We start from the raw sequence: 20,132 nt of genomic DNA, 5'->3' as shown, positions 1-20,132 counted from the left end.
TCTTTTTGCCCAGAATAGCGCGGCAAAAGCCCCTTGCAGCTTTTATCCATTGTAAACAATTTTGTCTCTGTGGCCGCCGAACGTTGCAGATAGTTTTCATCTGCAGCCGGCGCTTTAACCTGCACCGCCCAAGAAAATATCGGTCATTTTCAAGGCTGAATTCTGCACGCATATGGACTCTCCTATGACGCGGCTTGAGACTTTACCAGACCCACTATCTTAACGCCAAATCGGTCCCGCGCTGCAAGCAGTATTTTTTCAAGCTCCGCCATTGCGCTAGCATGGCTCAAAAATATTGATTTCTGTATGATCATTTGACGCGCCCAAAATCGGTTTCAAAGCATTTGCTAGAAGCGCAAACATATCTAAGGTTGAATGAAAAAAGCCTCAAAACATGAATATGCGTCAGTCTATCTTGGCAAAATGGCGGCCCTGCACGGACAGTACGCAAGCTTGAAAAGGTCCAAAGGCAGCTGCGCAGATGACCGCCTTGAAGGATTTAAACCATAAAATGATATGACGATAAAGTATCACAACAGTATAGAAATGCATTTATTTAAAAAACTTCTTTCATTTTGCATAACGTATAAAGAGGCTTTTTTGTTGACATATAGGGCCCCAGAGGCACCATTGTTTTCATGATCGACAATAAAAAAATACGATCAAATCAATAGGAGGAGGAAATAATGAAGATAACACTCAAAAAAACGCTGTCTATTGCCCTCACCGCGTCTGCCTTAACCGGTATGGCAAGTTTGGGCTTTGCCGGTGAATGCCGGGTCAGCGAGGCCAGCATGGCCAAGCCCGGTGGCTTTCCCGAGCGGGCTTTAACCATGGTGGTTCCCTATGGTCCTGGTGGTGGATCGGGCCAAGTTGCAGCTGCAATGGCCGAAGCGGTCACCGGTTTGACATCAGTCAATATCAACCGCGATCACAAACCAGGCGGATCCGGCACGGTTGGTATGACCGCCTATATGTCAGCGCCTGCTGATGGTTACACGGTTCTTGAACATATTGATGATGCATCCTCAGCCCATGCGCTGGATTCGAGCAAACCAAATCCAGCAGTTGATCTGATTCCATTGGTGATTTCACAAGTTACCTTCTCGCAAGTATATATTCGAAGCAATGAAACACGCTTCACCGATTGGCCCAGCTTTGTGGCATGGGTTCAGGCTCAGGATGGCAAAGCAACCATCGCCAACGTGTCAAAAGAAGGCTCGATGGAACGGGTGATCATGAAATTTATCACCGATGCCTCAGACATGCAGATCCAGCAGATCTCATTTGACAAAGGAGCCCCGCGCTATGGCGCGCTTTTGGGTGGCCAAGTGGATGCTTTGTTCGAACAACCAGGCGATGTGCGCAACTTTCTGGATGCGGGCAATTTCAAGCCAATCCTAACCGTGTTCAACGAACGCCCCGCCGCATTTGCTGATGTGCCAACGCATGTCGAAATGGGTATGGATTTTGAACCTCTTTTGCGTTTTCGCGGCTTTTACGTGCATAAAGATGCACCTGCCGATCGCGTTGACTGGTTGAAATGGGCCTTTCAGCGCGCCTATTGTGAAGACAGCTATCAAGCCTATAACGAGAGCAAGTTCATGACTGTGATTGACAGCTATCGCGATACAGATGGGGCGATTGAAATGATCAATGCAGCGATCGGGCAATATCGTGACGTCTATAAATCAATGGGCTTAGACGTAAAATAATCAACAACGTAAGCTAGGCGCCTGCTTGGAGCCGCAGCTCCAAGCAGGCTCTGGCCAAAAAAGACAAAAAATATGGGCAATCTTAAAAAATCAGACTTGATCGAAGCCGTTTTTTGGCTGGCGCTTGCGGGCATTTTTTTCGCCGTCACCTATGACTTCAATCAACCAATTGAAATTTACAAATTCGGGGCGACGGGCTGGCCGCGCACCATCCTTTTATTGATGGTTTTGGTGGCTTTGGGGAATGTATTTTATACCCTGCGCCATGGTGGAAAAGCCCTGAAAAGCCGCGTTGGGGCCAGCGAAGAGCCAGATCAGATCGAGTATCACGGATTGCGCGATTATTTGAAAACCGGCTTTATCCTATTGCTACCTTTTGCCTATGCGGTCTCGCTGAAGCCCGTGGGGTTTTACGCCGGAACGCCAGTTTTCATTGCGCTGATTATGCTGGCCTGGGGCGAACGCAGACTCGGCTTTATTCTAGGCAGTACAGTGGTGATCTATGCCTTATTGATCCTGCTATTCATGGTGGTGTTAAACGCACCCCTGCCGCAAGGCAACGTTTCCCCGTTTTACGATATCAGCGCGTTTATGCTGAAAACTAAAACCCAACTCGATCAACTGTTTTAAGGGTGGCCCATGCTTGAGAATTTTCTAGCCGGAACGGCTACGCTATTTGGCGATCCTGTCACGATTGGAATTTTTATCTTCGGCGTTGTTGGCGGTATGCTATTTGGGGCCATCCCCGGTGTTAGCATGCTGACATTGGCAGCGATTTTGCTGCCCTTTACTGCCGATCTCAACCCTGCACAGGGGGTGATGCTGTTCGCGGTGATTTATTGCACGGGCACCTATGGCGGGGCGATCACGGCAATCTTATTCAACATACCAGGCGCGCCTGAAAACGCCCCAACGGCCTTTGACGGCTATCCTATGACACAAAAAGGCATGGCCGGGAAAGCCGTTGGCGCCGCCGTTTTATGTTCAGCAATCGGCGGCATCGCCTCCGCCTTGGTGATGATGAGCGCAACAGAGCCGCTTGCCAAATGGGCGATTATGAATATTGGACCACCAGAAATTTTTGCGTTGGTATTTTTTGGCCTTGCGGTTGCCTCCTCGGTTGGCGGGCGCACAATCTGGAAAGGCTGGCTGTCGGTGCTTTTGGGGCTTTTGGTGGCAACGATCGGGCAAGACCCCGTGGGCGGCATCAACCGCTTCAATTTCGGCTTTACGGATTTGGCCGCCGGCATCGCTTTTGTGCCGGCCATTCTGGGCTTTTTCGCAGTATCCGAAGTGTTCGTACAAGCCGAGCGCAACATCAGCGGCAAATACGTTGCACCGAAATTCAGCGTTGATTTTCCAAGCCTTGTCGAGCTTTGGGCGCATAAAATTGCCGTAGTGCGGTCAATCTTTGTTGGCTTCTTTTGCGGTATTTTACCGGGCATCGGCGCAACCTTGGCCGCCTTTATGGGCTATGGCGAGGCAGTGCGCTGGTCAAAAGATAAAAAAGAATTTGGCAAAGGCAAATTGGAAGGCGTGATTTCATCCGAAACCGCCAATAACGCGGCCACTGGCGCCGCAATGATCCCACTTTTGGCGCTGGGTCTTCCAGGCGGCGCGTTAACCGCGATGATGGTCGCCGTGTTCCAAATGCACGATCTCGAGCCAGGGCCATTGGTGTTTTACAACTCGCCAGACTTGATCTGGATCGTTTTTGCCGCGATGTTCTATGCTAACCTATCGATCCTTTTCATCGGATTGCTCGAAACCAAAACCATCCTTTATTTGTTGAAAATTCCGTTTCAGTTTTTAGCTCCGATGATTTTAATGCTGGCCAGTATCGGCGCTTATATCGGGCGTGGGCTGGTGCTGGATGTGATGGTGATGTTTGGCGCGGGGATTATCGGCTTTATGCTACGCCGGTCGGGATATTCTATTCCGGGCATCGTGCTGGGCCTGATCCTTGGTAAAATTGGCGAGCAAAACTTTGCGCAGGGCATGCAAATGGTTCATTATGATTTGGTCACGTATTTTTCGCGCCCGATTTGCACGATCCTTATCATAGCGGGGGCTTTAACTTTATTGAAAAGCCTTCACTCAGCCTTCTCCTCACATGAGGAAAAGGCAAATGTTTGAAAGGCATCATGATGGATATTGAGGGCGATATCTTAGAAATCGACGCGCTGGTTGAAAAAGCTCGGCAGGCGCAGGCGGTTTATGAAGCCCAAGGCTCCCAAAAAACCTTTGATCTGGCCTGCCAGGCGGTGGCCTGGGCGTTGATGAAACCAGAGCATAATAGCAGCCTGTCAAAGCTGGCGGTTCAAAAAACCGGTTTGGGCAATGCAGCGGATAAAATGAGAAAGAACCATAATAAAACGCTTGGCTTATTGCGCGATTTAAAATCGGTTACCGCCTTTGGTCATGTTGAAGATAATGCTGAAACCGGCCTCTCAACCTATTTGCGTCCAAAAGGCGTGATTGCCGCCATTGTTCCCTCAACAAACCCTTTGGCAACGCCGGTGAATAACATCATCAACGCATTAAAAAGCGGCAATGCAATTATTATCGCCCCCTCGCCAAAAGGCGCAGAGCCTTTTGCAACTCTTCTAACCTTTATTCATCAAAATCTGCGCAGCATCGGCCTTAATCCAGATCTGGTGCAAATGGTGCCAATGCCCCCCTCAAAAGCCAAAACCCAACGCTTGATGGAGCTGGCCGATCTTTTGGTCGTCACAGGTTCGCAAAACAACGTGCGCGCCGGATATTCTTCGGGCACGCCAGCCTTGGGTGTTGGGCAGGGCAACGTGGTCACAATCATTGACGAAAGCGCCAATATTGCAGATGCTGCGGAAAAAATTGCTGCTTCAAAAACCTTTGACAACGCCACGTCCTGTTCTTCGGAAAACGCCATCATTGCCCTAGAAGAGGTGTATGATGAGGCCGTTGCCGCGCTCGAAGCGGAGGGCGGGCTGGTGCTGAGCGAAGAAGAAACGCAACGCTTGATGAGCATACATTGGCATAATGGCAAATTAACAAGCGCGTTGCTGGCCAAAGATATTGATGTGGTTTTAGAACGTTTAGAGCTGACGCATCGGGCCAGTGAAAACACGCGTTTCTTGGTGGTTCCCTCCGCGAAGGCGGGTGCAGATGCCCCCATAAGCGGCGAAAAAATGGCGCAGTTTTTCGCTTTGTATAAAGCCAAAGATTTTCAAGAGGCGGTGACGCTTGCCCTGACCATTCAAGATTATCAGGGCGCCGGGCATTCTTTGGGGCTGCATTCCACAAATGATGCCCGCGCGCATGAATTGGCGATGGCAGCCCGCACCTGCCGAGTGATTGTGAATCAAGCGCATTGTTTTGCAACCGGGGGCTTTTTCAACAATGGATTGCCTTTCTCTTTATCGATGGGTTGCGGCTCTTGGGGGGGCAATTCGATCGATGGCAACCTCAACTGGGAGCATTTTGTCAACCGGGTACGGATTGTGCGTGTGATCGAAGAAAATAAACCCGATTTGGAAGATGTCTTATCTGAGTTTTGGAGCGCCAGCGCCAAATGAGCCCCTTGCCGAAAAGCAAAACGCTGATACAGCAAATTGACGCGAACGCAGCCGAGCATGGCGATAGAATCTGGCTGGCCTCACCGGAGACTGGACGACAAGTCAGCTTTGCAGACGGCGCTGCACAAATCCGCGATATCGCGCAGCATATCGCCAATATGGGTCTTCCAAAGGGCAGCAGTATTGCCATTGCCTCACCCAATAGTATCAGTGCCTGCCTCACATTTATGGGTATCGTCTACGGCGGCTATGTGGCGCTGCCCTTGAACTTGGTCGCGGGTGCAAAGGTATTGGGATATATCTTGGCCCATTCAAACGCCGCGCTGATCTTCGTGCAAAACGACTGCGGGGATATGATCAAAGAGGCGATGCAAGAGGCCAAAAGCACCGCAAAAACCTGCCCATTGGATCTGAATGGAGGGCCGCAATGGCCTGAAAGTAACCCTGCCAAATCCAAGCCAAATGCGCCGATCGAAAGCCCCAAAGCAGACAGTATCGGCGTGCTCATGTATACTTCAGGTACCACAGGAAACCCCAAAGGGGTGATGCTCAGCCATCATAATTTGCTGGCTGCTGGGCATTTTATTTCAACTGGCCACGGCATCACAAAACAAGATAGGGCCTTATGTGTGCTGCCGATTTATCACATTAACGGCCTATGCGTGACGGTGATGGGCACAACTGTCTCTGCCAGCATGTTGGTGCTTCCGCATAAGTTTTCAGTCTCGTCCTTTTGGTCTCATATCGCCGCGTATAAATGCAGCTGGTTTTCCGCTGTTCCTACGCAATTTGCCTATATTTTAAACCATCCCGAAAGCACCGAAGATCTGTCATATCTGCGCTTTGCGCGCTCGGCCTCTGCGCCGCTCTCCCCCGAAATTCATCGCCGCTTTGAAAAGCGTTTCAATATCCCCATAATCGAGACAATGGGGCTGACCGAAACCGGATCGCAAATCACCACCAACCCCATGCCCCCCGCAATCCGTAAAATCGGCTCTCCCGGTACCGCGTTTGGCAATGAAATTATGATCGCAGATGACACCCTAGCCGCCGTGCCCACTGGGACAATCGGTGAAATTCTGGTGCGCGGCGCCAATGTGATGCAAGGCTATTTGAACCAACCCGAGGAGACCGCGAAAACCATTTCACCCGATGGATGGCTTAGAACCGGCGATCTGGGATATCTGGACCAAGATGGATACGTGTTTGTATCGGGCCGCATCAAAGAATTGATCATAAAAGGCGGTGAGAATATTGCGCCACGCGAAATTGATGAGGCGCTGCTCGAACATGAGGCGGTTTTGGAGGCTGCGGCCTTTGCGGTGCCCTGCGAAAATTACGGCGAACGGGTCGAAGCCTGCATTCGCCTGAAAGAACAGATGCATGCAAGCGCACCCGACTTGCTGGCGCATTGTCAAACCCGTCTGGGAAAATTCAAATCACCAGATACAATCCATATCCTAGAGGATTTGCCCAAAGGGCCCTCGGGTAAGGTACAGCGATTAAAGCTGTTCGGATTGGTGTACCCAACCGAATAATGCAGGCAGCCAGCGCTGTTTTTACGTTCGCAAGAAAGCGCTGACACATTTTTTGGAGCCGCTTATGCAAGAGCACCTATTTGACACTTTATTTGCCAATCAGACACCCAGCATTCTGATTTTGATATCTGCAACATTGTTCATTGCGGGCATCGTCAAAGGGTTTTTGGGCATCGGCCTACCGGCTGCTGCGATGGGGCTTTTAACGCTGGTGCTCAGCCCCACCCACGCGGTTGCCCTGCTTGCCATACCGATTCTGTTAACCAATTTTACCCAATTTATAAAATCGCAGCATCGGGCTGATTCTATGAAAACCTATTGGCCGATGGCGCTCACGATCTTACTCAGCATTTTTATCACCTCTTTTTTCTTATCACGTTATCCCACCAGCTTACTAACAATCACAATCGGTGCGGCAATGGTCATTGTGGCGCTAAATGGATTGATAGGATGGAAATTACGCCTTGGCCCGAGCTATTCCATTCAAATCGGGGTTGGATTGGTCGCCGGAATATTGGGGGGGCTCAGTTCAATCTGGTCGCCGCCGGTGGCCACCTATATGATCGCGCGGGGGCTCGAAAAAGAACGGTTTATCGCCGCCACCGGTTTTGTTTTCTTGGTGGGGGCCGCACCGCTGTCATTGGGGCTTTATTTGGGCGGCGTTCTGACAAACGCGATCCTCCAGCAATCGCTTTTGGGGCTTTTATTCGTGATGGGCGGCTTTCGGATTGGCGAAATATTGCGGGGTAAAATTTCTCAGGTTTATTTTCAAAAAGCCGTGTTAATCGCCTTTTTTCTAATCGGCCTGCGGCTAATTGCTGTGGGTATTTTTTAATCTTTGATCAATTGCTGATCGAGCAATCTGGCCACATGCACTGCTTCGCGCGCAGCACCATCTTTGATTTGGCTGCGGCAGGATGTGCCATCCGCAATCACATATGTTTGCGCATCCGCGCCGCGAATGGCAGGCAGTAAATTCGCTTCTGCCATTTGCAGTGATATGTCAAACGTCTCAGTACCATAGCCAAAAGCGCCGGCCATGCCGCAGCAACTGGTCTCGATCGTTTCAACCTCAAGCCCTTCAATCATGCCAAGCACCTCTTGCACGGGGCGCATCACGCCAAAGGCTTTTTGATGGCAATGCCCGTGCAGCAGCGCCTTTGCCTGCAAGGGCTTCAAACGTAATGCAGTTTTTTCGGTGAGTAATAATTCTTCAAAAGTCAGCACCATCTTGGCCACTTGTTGCGCATCTTGCGTGTTTAAAAGCGCAGGGATTTCATCCTTTAAAGCCAGCAGGCAGGACGGCTCCAACCCAACAATCGGAATGCCGGCCGCCGCATAAGGAGCGTAGGTTTCAACAAGGCGCTGCGCGGTATCGCGCGCCCGCGCCACGTTGCCAACCGACAGATGCGTGCGCCCGCAACATAAGGGTTTTGTGCTGCGCTGATCTGGCAAGGGCGCGAAAGGGGTGAATCCAGCTGCGCTTAAAACCCGCTGCGAACTGCGCAGATTTTCAGGCTCAAAATACCGGCTAAACGTATCGACAAATAAGAGGACGGGCCTCTCTCCGATTGGCGTAACCGCCAGTTCGGTAGATTGAAACCACCTGCGTTGCCAAAGAGGCAGGGGCCGTTTGGCAGAAAACCCCGTTAAAATTTGGCTCAGCCATGCCAGTCCGGGAAGCTTATCGCGCAGGTTAAACAGCGGCGCCAGCGACGCTGCAATGGGGGCATAATCAGGCAAATAGGCAATCAACCGGTCGCGCCTGGATAATCCATTTTCTGCGCTGTGCAACGCAGAGATTTCAATTTTCATCGCCGCCATGTCAACACCGGTCGGACATTCATGCTTGCAAGCTTTGCACGAGACGCACAGCTTCATCGTATCGGCCATATCCGGTGAGGCCAGCGCCTTTGCCCCCAATTGTCCCGACATTGCAAGCCGCAAGCTGTTGGCCCGCCCGCGGGTGCTGTCTTTTTCCGCGCCTGTAACGCGAAAAGACGGGCACATCACCCCGCCGTCGCGTTTCCGGCAGGCGCCGTTATTGTTGCACATTTCAACCGCGCCCTGAAACCCGCCCGCCGCGCCCGGCCAAGCCGACCAATTCAACTGGGTTGGAAAATCCGCAACATGATAGCCTGGTGCGAAGCGAAACAGCGCCCGCGTATCCATATCTGGCGCATCTATGATTTTGCCGGGGTTGAAAACGCCCGCCGGGTCAAAAAGCGCTTTCAGCTTGCGAAACGCCGCCGTCAATTGCGGGCCAAACATCACCGGATTGAATTCAGAACGTGACAAGCCATCGCCATGTTCACCCGAATGCGATCCACCATATTTCTGTACCAATTCAAACGCTTCGGTGGCGATAGATTTCATCTTTTGCACGTCTGCAGATAATTTCATATTCAACACCGGCCTCACGTGCAGACAGCCCACAGAGGCATGCGCATACCAAGTGCCGCTGGTGCCATATTTTTCAAAAATCTCCTTCAGCCCTTGCGTATATTCGGCCAAGTCTTGCAACGGCACGGCGCAATCTTCCACAAAAGAAACCGGCTTGGCCTCAGATTTCATCGACATCATGATATTCAGGCCAGATTTGCGCATTTCTGAAATCCGCGCTTGCTGATCAGGCGGGGTGATCACCACAACCGCCTCCTCTGCGCGAATTATCTGGCGAGGCTTGTCGGCTTGCGCGTCAGAAAGCTCGGCCATCACCGCTTGCAATTGATCTATTTTTGCAAGGTTTTTGGCCCAATCTTCCTCGGCAAACTCAACCACCAGCACCGCTTCTGGATCGTTTCGGATATAATCATCAACAGTGCTTTTAAACAGCGGGATCGAGCGGGCCAAGGAGATCATTGTTTGATCGATCAATTCCACCGTAATCGGATCCAAGGCAACCAAATACTGGGCTGCATCCATCGCGGCATAAAAGCTTGTAAAATGGCATAGCGCCATAATTTTTGGCGCCGGCAAGGGGGATAATTTCAGCTCGATCGCCGCGGAATAGGCCAGCGTGCCTTCTGAGCCAACCAATAAATGCGACAGGTTGATATCATTTTCATGCCCTGTGCTGCCCGGGCGTTTCACCAGCGTATCGGGCAAAAGCGCATCCAAATTATACCCCCCAACGCGCCGCAGCACTTTGGGAAAACGCGCCTCTATTTCCTCGCTATTATCTTGTCCAAGCGCCAATAAACCCGGCAACAGGCTTTCAAGCCCGGCGCTGCCCTCGTTTAAAAGCCCAAACCGAGCCGTGCGGCCTGTGCTGAGGATCGCATCAATCGCCCCAACATTATCGCGCATAATCCCGTAGCGGATGGATCTGCCCCCAGCAGAATTATTGCCAACCATACCGCCAATCGTGGCCCGGCTTGAGGTTGAAACATCCACCGGAAACCAAAGCCCATGCGGCTTGAGCAGCCGGTTCAGCGTATCCAGCACCATTCCTGGCTCAACAATGCAGCGCATATTCGCAACATCTAAATCCAACAAACGGTTAAAATAAACGCTGTTATCTAACACCAGAGCCTTGTTCACGGTTTGCCCATTTTGCGAGGTTCCAGCCCCGCGCGGTAGGATCGACAGTTTACGCGCTTGCGCAAATTCGATGCTGGTTTTGATATCGCTTACAGAGCGGGGCGTAATCACAGCCAAGGGCATCATTTGGTAAATCGAAGCATCCGTCGCATAGCGCCCCCGATCAAAAGCACTGTCTAAAACATCGCCCTCAAGCGCGCGCTTTAAACGGGTTATATCCTTTATCATTTGCGGTCTTCTTCATGGCTCATGCTGCGGCACCGAGCACCATAATAACCAGTCACAGAAGGATCACAATGCTTGCTATTTTAAACTGAGCTTGACTATAATTCATTGGTAAAAATGAGATAAAAAGGTATCTTGCATATGCCCCATTCAAAACCGTCAGGCCGCCATTTTCTGCAGATACCCGGGCCTTCAAACGTACCGGATCGAATTTTACGGGCAATGGATTTTCCCACCATCGATCATCGTGGCCCAGAATTTGCCGAGCTTGGCAAAAAATGCCTTTCAGGTTTGCAAAATATTTTTAAAACCCGGGCGCCTGTGATCATCTATCCTGCCTCGGGCACAGGGGCTTGGGAGGCCGCATTGGTCAACACGCTAAGTGCCGGCGATACCGTTTTAATGATCGAAACCGGGCATTTTGCCAGCCTTTGGTGCAAATTGGCAGCGCGTTTGGGGCTACATACCGAATTGCTAAAAACCGATTGGCGCCGCGGCGCCGATCCCGAAGCGATTGAGGCGCGGCTTGCGGCCGATAAAGAGGGCAAGATCAAAGCCGTCTGCGTGGTGCATAACGAAACATCAACCGGTGCGATGTCACGAATTTCGGACATCCGCGCCGCGATCGATGCCGCGCAACATGATGCGTTATTGATGGTCGATACTATTTCGTCTTTGGGCTCATCTGACTATTACCATGAGGCTTGGGGCGTTGATGTCACCGTTGCCGGCTCTCAAAAAGGACTGATGCTACCACCCGGCTTATCGTTCAATGCCGTGTCGGAAAAAGCCAGACAGGCCGCCAAAACCGCTGATTTGCCCAGATCCTATTGGGATTGGGAGGATCAAATCGCGGCAAATGCCTCTGGAGCTTTTCCCTATACACCGGCCACGAACCTGCTTTACGGATTATCCGAAGCAATTGATATGCTGCTAGAAGAAGGGTTGGAAAACGTTTTTGCCCGCCATAAGCGCCACGCGCAGGCAACCCGCATCGCGGTGCAAGCCTGGGGCCTAGAGGTTTTATGCCAAGAGCCTTTGGATTTTTCCAATACGCTGACGGCGGTTTTATTGCCTGATGGCCATAATGCAGATGCGTTTCGCAGCACCGTGCTGAAAAACTTTAATATGTCGCTGGGCAACGGCCTGTCACACCTGGCTGGAAAAGTGTTTCGAATTGGCCATTTGGGGGATTTCAACGATCTGATGATGATTGGCACTTTGGGCGGCGTGGAAATGGGGCTTGCCCTTTGCGACGTGCCGCATCAATCCGGTGGCACAGATGCCGCAATGCAATTTTTGAAAAACAATTTGACATAAAACAGGCAAGAGGTCTGCGGCCGGCTTGGCTAGGATTTGATCGTTTCAAAAATGGGAAAAACCCTGCGCCGGATCGATTAAACCCAGAAAAGGCGCCGGCCTTTTCAACGCAGCGGGCTGCTTCGCTTTGGTAAAAAACCCCCTCGCTTGACCGCGGCTTTCACACCAAGAGCAAACGCCGGTGATCTGTTCGCCTGCAAGCAAAAGCAAGCTGTGGCTTGCACGGGCCGCCCGGCGCAAAATGCCCTGCTAAGCGCGCGAAACCCAACTCGAGCAGCCCGGCGGCAGCCTGATCACGCTTAATAGTAAAACCGTTGCTTTGCACGGCCAATTTCGCGCGCATCGACCAATGCTTTGGTGTCAGGATCATTGGTAACCTCAGCGCCAACAACCTCCCACCAAACTTCGGATCCAGGGGGGGAACGATAGCGTTCAGTTGGTACAACGATCATACAGGGGCCAGCTTCATCGCGGGCATTTGAAAGCGCTTGTTTAAACGCAGACTCGTCATCTGCAAGCCACGCTTTTACCCCGACGCTTTCTGCATTTTTAACGTAATCGATCTGAATAAACTCACCCTTATCAAGCAGGCCAGATTGCCCATCACGGATTTTGAATTCATTGCCCAAAGATTGCCCGACCAAAGCTTTTTGATGGCCATGTATGGATTGATACCCGTCATTCACGTTCAAAATAATAGTGATCTTGGCGCGCTCTTGCATCGCCGTAACCAGTTCCATAGGGTGCATTTGGTAATTTCCATCGCCCATTAGAACAAAGATTTCATCATCCGTGCCGGTTAAACGCACACCAATAGCAGCGGGAATATCATAGCCCATGCAGGAATTGCCAAATTCAATATGTAGGTTCTTGCCATCTTTTACATCGAATAATTTGGTTAGATCAGCTGGCACGGTGCCAGCGGCGGCCAATAATGTATCGCCCGTTTGCATCTGATCGGAGATCAACCCGATCAATTGGCCCTGACTCATTTTTTCACCTTTATGCTGAATAAAAACCTGTTCCCGTTTGGTTTTATCCCATGCCAAACGCGCCGCATTGGCGGTTTCAACCCAAGCCTCATTCGCGCCGATACCCGCTGCGGCCGCGGCCTCAGTTAGGGCTGCAAGTGCCAGCTTGGCATCCGATGCCAAAGGCAGGGCCCCCAATTTATAAGCATCCCGGCCATTCACGTTGATCGAAACAAATTTAACATCCGGGTTTTGAAACGCCGAATTAGACCCGGTAACGAAATCGTGCAAACGCGTGCCAATACAGATCACCAAATCAGCTTCTTCAGCGATTTTTGCAGCGGCGGGCGTGCCCAAATGGCCCGTGCCCCCCATCAATAGAGGCGAACCGTTTTTCAGCGCGCCGCGCCCTGCATGGGTTTCTCCGACGGGAATGCCAAACCGCGTTGCAAAAGCCTCTAACTCTTGCCAAGCTTCGGAATAATGAATGCCGCCACCCGCAATAATATAGGGTTTTTTTGCGGCTTTGAGCAGTGCAATGGTTTCTGCAATGCGTTTCGGATGTGGCACCTGCCGTTCAATGCGCCAGACGCGTTTTTCAAAAAAGCTTTCTGGATAATCAAACGCGTAGCCCTGAATATCTTGCGGCAACGCAATCGTAACCGCCCCAGTTTCTGACGGGCTGGTCAGAATCCGCATGGCTTCGGGCATTGCGGTTAAAATCTGTTCGGGGCGGGTCAGGCGGTCGTAAAAACGGCTGACTACGCGAAACGTATCCGTCACCGACATATCATCCGAACTAAGATGATCAATATCTTGCAAAACTTTGCCTTGAAACCGCGTGGCATAATAATCTGAGGGCAGCAACAGCACTGGGATTCGGCAAATGGTTGCCGTGGCCGCCCCAGTAATCATATTGGTGGCCCCCGGACCAATCGACGTGGTGCAAGCCATGGTCGCCTTGCGCCGCATCGTGCGCGCAAATCCGGTTGCCGCATGCACCATTGATTGCTCATTGGTGGGCTGATGATAAGGAAGATCATCGCCATATTCGACCAAGGCCTGGCTCAGGCCCGAAACATTTCCATGCCCAAAAATACCCCAGATTCCTTGAAAAAACCTATGTTCAACCCCATCATATTCGCTATATTGCGCTTGTAGAAACTTCACCATCGCCTGTGACAGGGTGAGGCGCTGCTTTTTCTCTGAGCTATAAAATTTCATACCAAATGCATTCCTTTTTCTTTTCTGCAACAAAGCCTGCGCTTAAGCTTAACCGCTGCACTGCTCGCATACACATTTTCGATGACCAGGCTGGGGCGGTTATACGGCCATCCATTCTCCGTCATTTTTGGCCGATTTAACCATCGCCTCAACCACTTCGATCGAATGGCACCCCTCTTCTGCGGTGGGATAGGTCAGCGCCAAAGGATCGGGAGACGTGCCAGAATTTTGCGCGGCGATCACTTCGCTTAGATCGCGATAAACATTTGCAAAGGCCAGAACCATGCCCTCTGGATGCCCCACCGTTATTCTATTGGCGCGCGCCGCAGCCTCGGAAAGGCCAACTGCGCCGCGCTCTAAAATTTGGGTTGGTGCATTAAGAGGCGTCCAGCGCAATTGGTTGGGATGCTCTTGTTGCCAGCTTAAACCACCGATCTCGCCAAACACTTGCAGTGTCAGCCCATGCGTGCGCCCAATCGCCAAACCGCTTGTCCAAAGCCGGCCAATGGCGCCACCGCTCATCCGGAACGCCGTTAGGTTATCATCTTCCAATTCCCGGCTTTTGATCCCATGGGCAAAATCACTCGATACTTTGGTCACATTTTGCCCTGTAACATAGCAGGCCATATGCAAGGCGTGGATGCCACAATCCACCGTTACAGCCGCCATGCCCGCTTGCTTTGGATCAAACCGCCAGCGCACGCGGGGATTTTCAGCATCTGCGGCATCCGCCATAAAGCCACCGGCAAATTCTGCAACCACGCAGCGGATCGCACCCAATTGCCCAGCCTCAACCATCGCTTTCATCTGGCGCACCAGTGGATAACCCGAATAGCCATAATTCACCGCGCAAACCCGGTTGGCCTTTTTTGCAATCTGCACCAACGCTTGCGCTTCGGGCACCGTCATCGTCATCGGTTTTTCGCATAAGACGTGAAAACCGGCTTCCAGAAAGGCTTTTGAAATCTCAAAATGGGTGGCATTGGGCGTTGCAACCGTCACCAAATCGATACGGTCATCGCGTGATTGCTCACCCTGCAGCATCTCTTGCCACGTGCCATAAGCGCGGCTTGGATCAAGCCCAAGCGACGCGCCATAACTTTTGGCCACATTGGGATCCACATCCATGGCGCCCGCCATCAGTTTAAAGCGGCCATCAATTTCTGCGCCGGACCGATGCGCAAACCCGATTTGACTGCCTTGTCCCCCGCCAATAAGGCCCCATGAAAGTGGTTTCAAAATATATACCCCACGCTTTAAACTAAGTGATGCCCGTTTTCTCTGCGCGAACCTATGAAGGCAAACGCCCATGGTCAAACGAATAACGCATGTTGCAGCGCGAAAATATTGGATCTTTTAAAGCGGCTTTCGCAAGGCTTTCAGGGTCGATAAGATGCGCTTGAATTGGAATTTACAACTAGGGGAAAGCGTGGTGCGGTTTGATCCGAAAAACACCTTGATATTGGTTGCTTTGGAAGCAGAGCTGCCAAGAGAGATGATACCCAGCTGGAAGGTGGCCTATACAGGGGTTGGTAAAGTGAATGCTGCGTTGAAAGGCAGCGAATATGTGGCGCGCTATAAACCAGTGAATTTAATTAACTTTGGCACGGCAGGAGCGTTAAACCCTGAATTAAGCGGCTTGCTAGAGGTAACACAATTCTTCCAACGCGATATGGATGCCCGCGATATGGGATTTGCCTTGGGGCAAACCCCTTTCGAAGAGGCGCCCTACTTTTCTGCGCAGGGGCATGGCCTGTCTTGCGGAACTGGCGATAGTTTTGTGACGGCACCGCCTGAACTGCAAACAGATCTTGTGGATATGGAGGCGTTCGCCTTAGCAAAGCTGGCACAGATGGCAGGTATCCATTTTTCTTGCTTTAAATATGTATCGGACCAGGCAGATGAAAACTCGCCCAGCGCCTGGAAGGATAATTTGGCCCATGCAAGCCATGTTTTTATAAATGAAATCTTAGAAAATCACGTTTGATATCAGAGCTTTGATGGGATCCAGTAGCTTAAAAATATGAATATTTTCAAACGAAGTGATCTAATAAAAAACGATTGTAAAAAATTGAGCCCAATTTACGTCACACCATTGGATTGAGTATCGGTTTGTGATCAAAAAGCAAAAAGGATTATTGTAGAGCAAGTAAATTAATGGTAGCGGTCTTCGCATAATGTTGAGGTGGTGATGGTTAATTTAAGACGCATTTTTAAACTCTCCAACACCATTTTAGCAATTGGCTTATTGCCCAATTTGCTTTTAGCAGACACGCAATCCTATACCAGCTACGGCACAATTGGATTGATCGATATGCCAACAGCTGCTTCAGATTCTGACGGGCGGCTTGTCCTTAGCCAAAGCGGTTTTGATGGAGACAGACGCACCAGTTTAACCGCGCAAATCCTACCAAGAATATCAGCCAGCTTTCGCTATTCAGCCCATGGAAGAAATGGGAATGAAGCCGGTGGTTACTCTAATTATGATCGTAGTTTTGATCTGCGGTTTCGCGCCGTTGATGAAGGTCAATATATGCCGGCTTTGGCCATTGGCTTAAATGATTTTATCGGAACCGGTTGGTATACGAGCGAATATGTTGTGGGCACAAAAAATATTGGCCCTGTTGAAGTCACGACCGGTTTGGGCTTCGGGCGGCTGGCCACTTTTGGCGGGTTCGACTCGCCGCTGGGGCAAATTGACGAAAGGTTTAAAACCCGCGCTGGACGAGATTTTGGAGTGGGCGGAGAGCTGGAAGCAACCGAATGGTTTCAAGGTGACACGGCCGCTTTTGGGGGTTTGGCTTGGCATCTGGGCAAAGGGTTCACAGCAAAATTTGAATATTCATCTGACCGATATAATCGAGAAACGTCCTATCTTGAACATCAAACGCCGTGGAATTACGGGTTAACCTGGAATTCTGGCAAGGGATATTTCCTACAATCCAGCTTTTTGCATGGAGATAAAATTACTCTATCTGCGCATCTTGTGATGGATCCCAAAGATCCGCCAAACGGGCCGGGTCGGGAACTGGCGCCTATTCCCTTACGGCAAAAAGTCTTAAAAGGTTCGCCATTTTATCTTGAATCGACCAATGAAACTGTGCTGAAAACTGTGCTCAAGGCCGACGGTTTTAAATTAACAAGCTTAGATTTGGAACAAAATCCCCCTCGATTACAGCTTGTTAATCAAAAATATCGATCCACCGCCCAGGCGTTAGGCCGCGCTGCACGAACAGCATCGCGATATTTAAGCGATAATTTTGATAGTTTCTATATAGAATTTATAGAGGATGACCTTGTTATATTATCGGCAGAAATCAACCGAAATCAATTGATTGATTCGGTGGTTTCAGCCGAACCCTCAGAAAACTTTCTGGATACAGTTAAATTCCAAGACACTACTGCTTTAGGGTTCGATCAATCTGACTCGAAGAAATTTAGCTGGGCCATAGGGCCATATGTTGAATATTCGCTTTTTGATCCACTCGCTCCTATCCGAGGGGAAGTGGGCGCAGAACTTTTTACTCAATACACTCTGGGATCTGGATTTTATATTGATGGCAGAGTTCGTAAGTCGCTCGTTGGTAACTTTGATAAAGTATTAAGACAATCGGATTCGGTTTTACCTCACGTCCGCAGTGATCACGATATTTATGGGCGCGATGGTGATCCTGGCATTGATCAATTAACGATTACCAAAGTAAATAAGATAATGCCAAGCGTCTATGGAAAATTGACTGCTGGCTATTTAGAAAAAATGTTTGCTGGTGTTTCGGGCGAAATATTGTGGAAGCCAATATCAAGCTCGCTTGGTATCGGTATCGAACTTAGCCAAGTGCAACAGCGAAATTTTGACATGCTCTGGGGTCTACAAAATTATCAAGTCACAACAGGTCACTTGTCAGCCTATTACTTTTTCAAAAACGGGTTTATGACCCAATTAGATGCCGGGCAATATTTGGCCGGTGATCGAGGCTATACTTTACGGGTAGGGCGAAAATTTGGAAATGGTTGGAATATGGGCGCCTATGCGACGGTTACAAATGTGCCGTTTGCGAAATTTGGAGAAGGCTCATATGACAAAGGTATATTCGCAGAGATACCTTTAGATTGGAGTATTGGATCACCATACAGAACGACATCCAAAATTGAATTTAACGTCATGACCCGCGATGGAGGTGCGAAATTGCACACCCCCTATAAGCTCCACAAATATCTGTTTAAAAATGATAAAAATGCAATTTATCATGAGGCTGGAAGATTATGGAAATGAAGCTTAGGACAAGATTTTGTTTAGGTTTCATTTTGCTTCTGCTAGCTGCCTGCAGTTCAAAAACGGAATCATCACAAGAATTGTTACTAGTGGAACAATTCAAGTCGATTTTTAACAAGAGTGAAGTGGGTGAGCAGGTTAATCCAAGAAAAGTCATCACGCGCTCAATGATTGATGAGTCAAATATCCCTCTTATATTAATAGAAATCTTAAATGGAGATCAAATTGCAACACTTTCAGCTTTTCCTGGAAGCACTTTGAACGAAGTATGGTTAAGCGCAGATGGGAGAACAGTGACCACCCAAAACGGAATGCTTATTGCCACCCGTGGCATGAATTATGATTTAATGGGTGCGGATGTTGGCGCTGCGGGTTACTCACTTAAAAAAACTATTGCTGGGAACATAGAACCACAGCATCGCAGGTTATACAAATACCTTGCCGCAGACAATCAAGACAAAATCATAGAATTTTCCTGTGTTTTCTCAAAAGAGAGTCAGGAAACCATCTTCATCTTCGAAAAACCCTATAAAACGCTTCGTGTGAGTGAGAATTGTGAGAGTGGTGGTTTACAATTTAAAAACACATACTGGGTTGAAAAAAACGGCATGATTAGAAAATCTCAACAATGGCATGGAAAAAATATCGGTTTGATATTGATTGAACGCGTGATTTGATCTAAAGATTAATCAAAACTGCCATGAGAAAGGGATTCTCTATGAAAAACGTTTTGATTAGTTCGCTTATATCAGTGTTCATTGCGAGTGGCGCATGGGCGCAAGCTGGATCTGAAGCAGCCGGTAGTGGCGGCGCAAGCGGTGGTGCTTCTGCAGGCGCAAGCGGTGGTGCCTCTGCCGGTGCTGGTGCTTCTGCCGGTGCTGGTGCTTCTGCCGGGGCGGCGGCTGGTGGAGCTGCAGCAGGAGGTGCTGCGGCGGCTGGCGCGGCAGCTGCGGGTGCCGCCACAGCCGGTTTGGCTGTAGGTGCCGTAGCAGCTACAGTAGCTGTATCAGTGGCAGTTGTAGCGGCGGCGGTTGTTGCTGCCGCAGATAACAAAAAGTCAAGCTCAAGCTCAAGCTCAAGCTCAAGTTCAGGCACGTAAGCGCTCAACTGAATAAAAATATAAAAACGGGTATTCGAAAGGTAGCTTTTTAGCTGCCTTTTTTATATAATATTTTAGAAGTGCTGATCCGCTTAAATTTACCTATGCAAGTTAAGGTCATCTGCAAAAATGCTCTCATTTATTTGAAACTCAATAGATTCGACCGTTTTAGACCTCAATTACGCAGCAATACCAGAACTCGGAGGTTCATCGGCATCACTTTTGGTAAGTAGTTTTCCCATATCAAGGTTTCAAAAATGAACCTTACAAAAATAAACGTTAAATTTTAAGAAACGCGGTTTTTTACGTCCTGTTCCGGTCAGATCATTAATTTATAGCCCTATTTATATTTTAATCCTTGCAGATAGTTTGTTTATAAATTTTTTATCGCAAACCCTACCATTAAAGGCGCAGTTACTTCTATAGGATCGGATGAAAAATCGGATCGGAAACGATGGAAGAGAAAGCTATAATGGTTGCAGAAGAGACGATGGCTAAAAAAATTTGGGGTCTAATACCGATTATGAAGGGTTAGCACATTTATTTTAGCGCCGTCGGCCTCAGACCATAATTCATCTGGCTCCACGACCCCAAATAAAATACAAAATCCGTATCTCAGCCTATTTCTGCGCAAAGCTGAGGCCAACTTTCGATCATTGTAAAATTA

Annotated in this window: 13 protein-coding genes and 1 pseudogene; 11 read left to right on the top strand and 3 right to left on the bottom strand. The window is 49.6% G+C overall.

Features of this window, described 5'->3' with window-relative positions:
* Nucleotides 1–764 precede the first annotated feature (764 nt).
* The 6 genes and pseudogenes from GN241_00655 (at nt 765) to GN241_00630 (ending at nt 7,645) form a co-directional block, all read left to right on the top strand.
* Nucleotides 765–1,715, top strand: a pseudogene (locus GN241_00655) (tripartite tricarboxylate transporter substrate binding protein).
* Between the two features lie 72 nt (nt 1,716–1,787).
* Entirely contained in the window at nt 1,788–2,345 is a 558-nt protein-coding gene (locus GN241_00650) for a tripartite tricarboxylate transporter TctB family protein (protein ID XAT55998.1), read from the top strand.
* A gap of 9 nt (nt 2,346–2,354) precedes the next feature.
* Entirely contained in the window at nt 2,355–3,851 is a 1,497-nt protein-coding gene (locus tag GN241_00645; protein XAT55997.1) for a hypothetical protein, read from the top strand.
* Nucleotides 3,852–3,862: 11 nt separating this feature from the next.
* Entirely contained in the window at nt 3,863–5,272 is a 1,410-nt protein-coding gene (locus tag GN241_00640; GenBank protein XAT59128.1) for an aldehyde dehydrogenase family protein, read from the top strand.
* Nucleotides 5,269–6,810, top strand: coding sequence for an AMP-binding protein (locus tag GN241_00635; GenBank protein ID XAT55996.1), 1,542 nt, complete (start codon nt 5,269–5,271; stop codon nt 6,808–6,810). The genes GN241_00640 and GN241_00635 overlap by 4 nt, the downstream gene beginning before the upstream one ends.
* Before the next feature lie 64 nt (nt 6,811–6,874).
* Entirely contained in the window at nt 6,875–7,645 is a 771-nt protein-coding gene (locus GN241_00630; GenBank protein XAT55995.1) for a TSUP family transporter, read from the top strand.
* Here GN241_00630 and GN241_00625 read toward each other — a convergent pair.
* On the bottom strand, nt 7,642–10,581 hold the full coding sequence (locus GN241_00625) for an FAD-binding protein (protein XAT55994.1): 2,940 nt from the start codon (nt 10,579–10,581) through the stop codon (nt 7,642–7,644). The genes GN241_00630 and GN241_00625 overlap by 4 nt on opposite strands.
* Before the next feature lie 129 nt (nt 10,582–10,710).
* On the opposite strand from GN241_00625, the gene GN241_00620 reads away from it, so the two are divergent.
* Nucleotides 10,711–11,898, top strand: a complete 1,188-nt coding sequence (locus GN241_00620; GenBank protein ID XAT55993.1) for an aminotransferase class V-fold PLP-dependent enzyme — start codon at nt 10,711–10,713, stop codon at nt 11,896–11,898.
* A 299-nt stretch (nt 11,899–12,197) separates the two neighbouring features.
* Here GN241_00620 and iolD read toward each other — a convergent pair whose 3' ends face one another.
* Both iolD and GN241_00610 read right to left on the bottom strand, forming a co-directional pair.
* The gene (gene iolD, locus GN241_00615; protein XAT55992.1) at nt 12,198–14,093 is read right to left on the bottom strand and encodes a 3D-(3,5/4)-trihydroxycyclohexane-1,2-dione acylhydrolase (decyclizing); all 1,896 of its coding nucleotides are present in this window, start codon (nt 14,091–14,093) and stop codon (nt 12,198–12,200) included.
* 99 nt (nt 14,094–14,192) lie between these two features.
* Nucleotides 14,193–15,332 (bottom strand): gfo/Idh/MocA family oxidoreductase, encoded by a 1,140-nt coding sequence (locus GN241_00610; GenBank protein XAT55991.1) that lies wholly within the window; start codon nt 15,330–15,332, stop codon nt 14,193–14,195.
* Between the two features lie 154 nt (nt 15,333–15,486).
* On the opposite strand from GN241_00610, the gene GN241_00605 reads away from it, so the two are divergent.
* The 4 genes from GN241_00605 to GN241_00590 all read left to right on the top strand — a co-directional run bounded on the left by GN241_00605 (nt 15,487) and on the right by GN241_00590 (nt 19,465).
* The gene (locus GN241_00605; GenBank protein XAT55990.1) at nt 15,487–16,080 is read left to right on the top strand and encodes a 5'-methylthioadenosine nucleosidase; all 594 of its coding nucleotides are present in this window, start codon (nt 15,487–15,489) and stop codon (nt 16,078–16,080) included.
* Between the two features lie 204 nt (nt 16,081–16,284).
* On the top strand, nt 16,285–18,366 hold the full coding sequence (locus tag GN241_00600) for a hypothetical protein (protein ID XAT55989.1): 2,082 nt from the start codon (nt 16,285–16,287) through the stop codon (nt 18,364–18,366).
* On the top strand, nt 18,357–19,043 hold the full coding sequence (locus tag GN241_00595; protein XAT55988.1) for a hypothetical protein: 687 nt from the start codon (nt 18,357–18,359) through the stop codon (nt 19,041–19,043). Before GN241_00600 ends, GN241_00595 begins: the two co-directional genes overlap by 10 nt.
* Nucleotides 19,044–19,084: 41 nt before the next feature.
* Nucleotides 19,085–19,465: a hypothetical protein gene (locus GN241_00590; GenBank protein XAT55987.1), complete on the top strand. Its 381-nt coding sequence runs from the start codon at nt 19,085–19,087 to the stop codon at nt 19,463–19,465.
* The last annotated feature ends 667 nt before the right edge of the window (nt 19,466–20,132 follow it).

It is taken from the genome of Rhodobacteraceae bacterium IMCC1335, assembly GCA_039640495.1.
Lineage (GTDB): Bacteria > Pseudomonadota > Alphaproteobacteria > Rhodobacterales > Rhodobacteraceae > Thalassovivens.
Note: the sequence above shows the minus strand (reverse complement) of the source record. Positions and strands in the feature narration are given on the sequence as shown.

Coding starts and splice junctions, on each gene's coding strand:
- GN241_00625 (XAT55994.1), bottom strand. CDS start 10,581: ATGATAAAGGATATAACCCGTTTAAAGCGCGCGCTTGAGGGCGATGTT.
- GN241_00595 (XAT55988.1), top strand. CDS start 18,357: ATGGAAATGAAGCTTAGGACAAGATTTTGTTTAGGTTTCATTTTGCTT.
- GN241_00630 (XAT55995.1), top strand. CDS start 6,875: ATGCAAGAGCACCTATTTGACACTTTATTTGCCAATCAGACACCCAGC.
- GN241_00590 (XAT55987.1), top strand. CDS start 19,085: ATGAAAAACGTTTTGATTAGTTCGCTTATATCAGTGTTCATTGCGAGT.
- GN241_00640 (XAT59128.1), top strand. CDS start 3,863: ATGGATATTGAGGGCGATATCTTAGAAATCGACGCGCTGGTTGAAAAA.
- GN241_00605 (XAT55990.1), top strand. CDS start 15,487: ATGCGCTTGAATTGGAATTTACAACTAGGGGAAAGCGTGGTGCGGTTT.
- iolD (XAT55992.1), bottom strand. CDS start 14,093: ATGAAATTTTATAGCTCAGAGAAAAAGCAGCGCCTCACCCTGTCACAG.
- GN241_00650 (XAT55998.1), top strand. CDS start 1,788: ATGGGCAATCTTAAAAAATCAGACTTGATCGAAGCCGTTTTTTGGCTG.
- GN241_00645 (XAT55997.1), top strand. CDS start 2,355: ATGCTTGAGAATTTTCTAGCCGGAACGGCTACGCTATTTGGCGATCCT.
- GN241_00600 (XAT55989.1), top strand. CDS start 16,285: ATGGTTAATTTAAGACGCATTTTTAAACTCTCCAACACCATTTTAGCA.
- GN241_00635 (XAT55996.1), top strand. CDS start 5,269: ATGAGCCCCTTGCCGAAAAGCAAAACGCTGATACAGCAAATTGACGCG.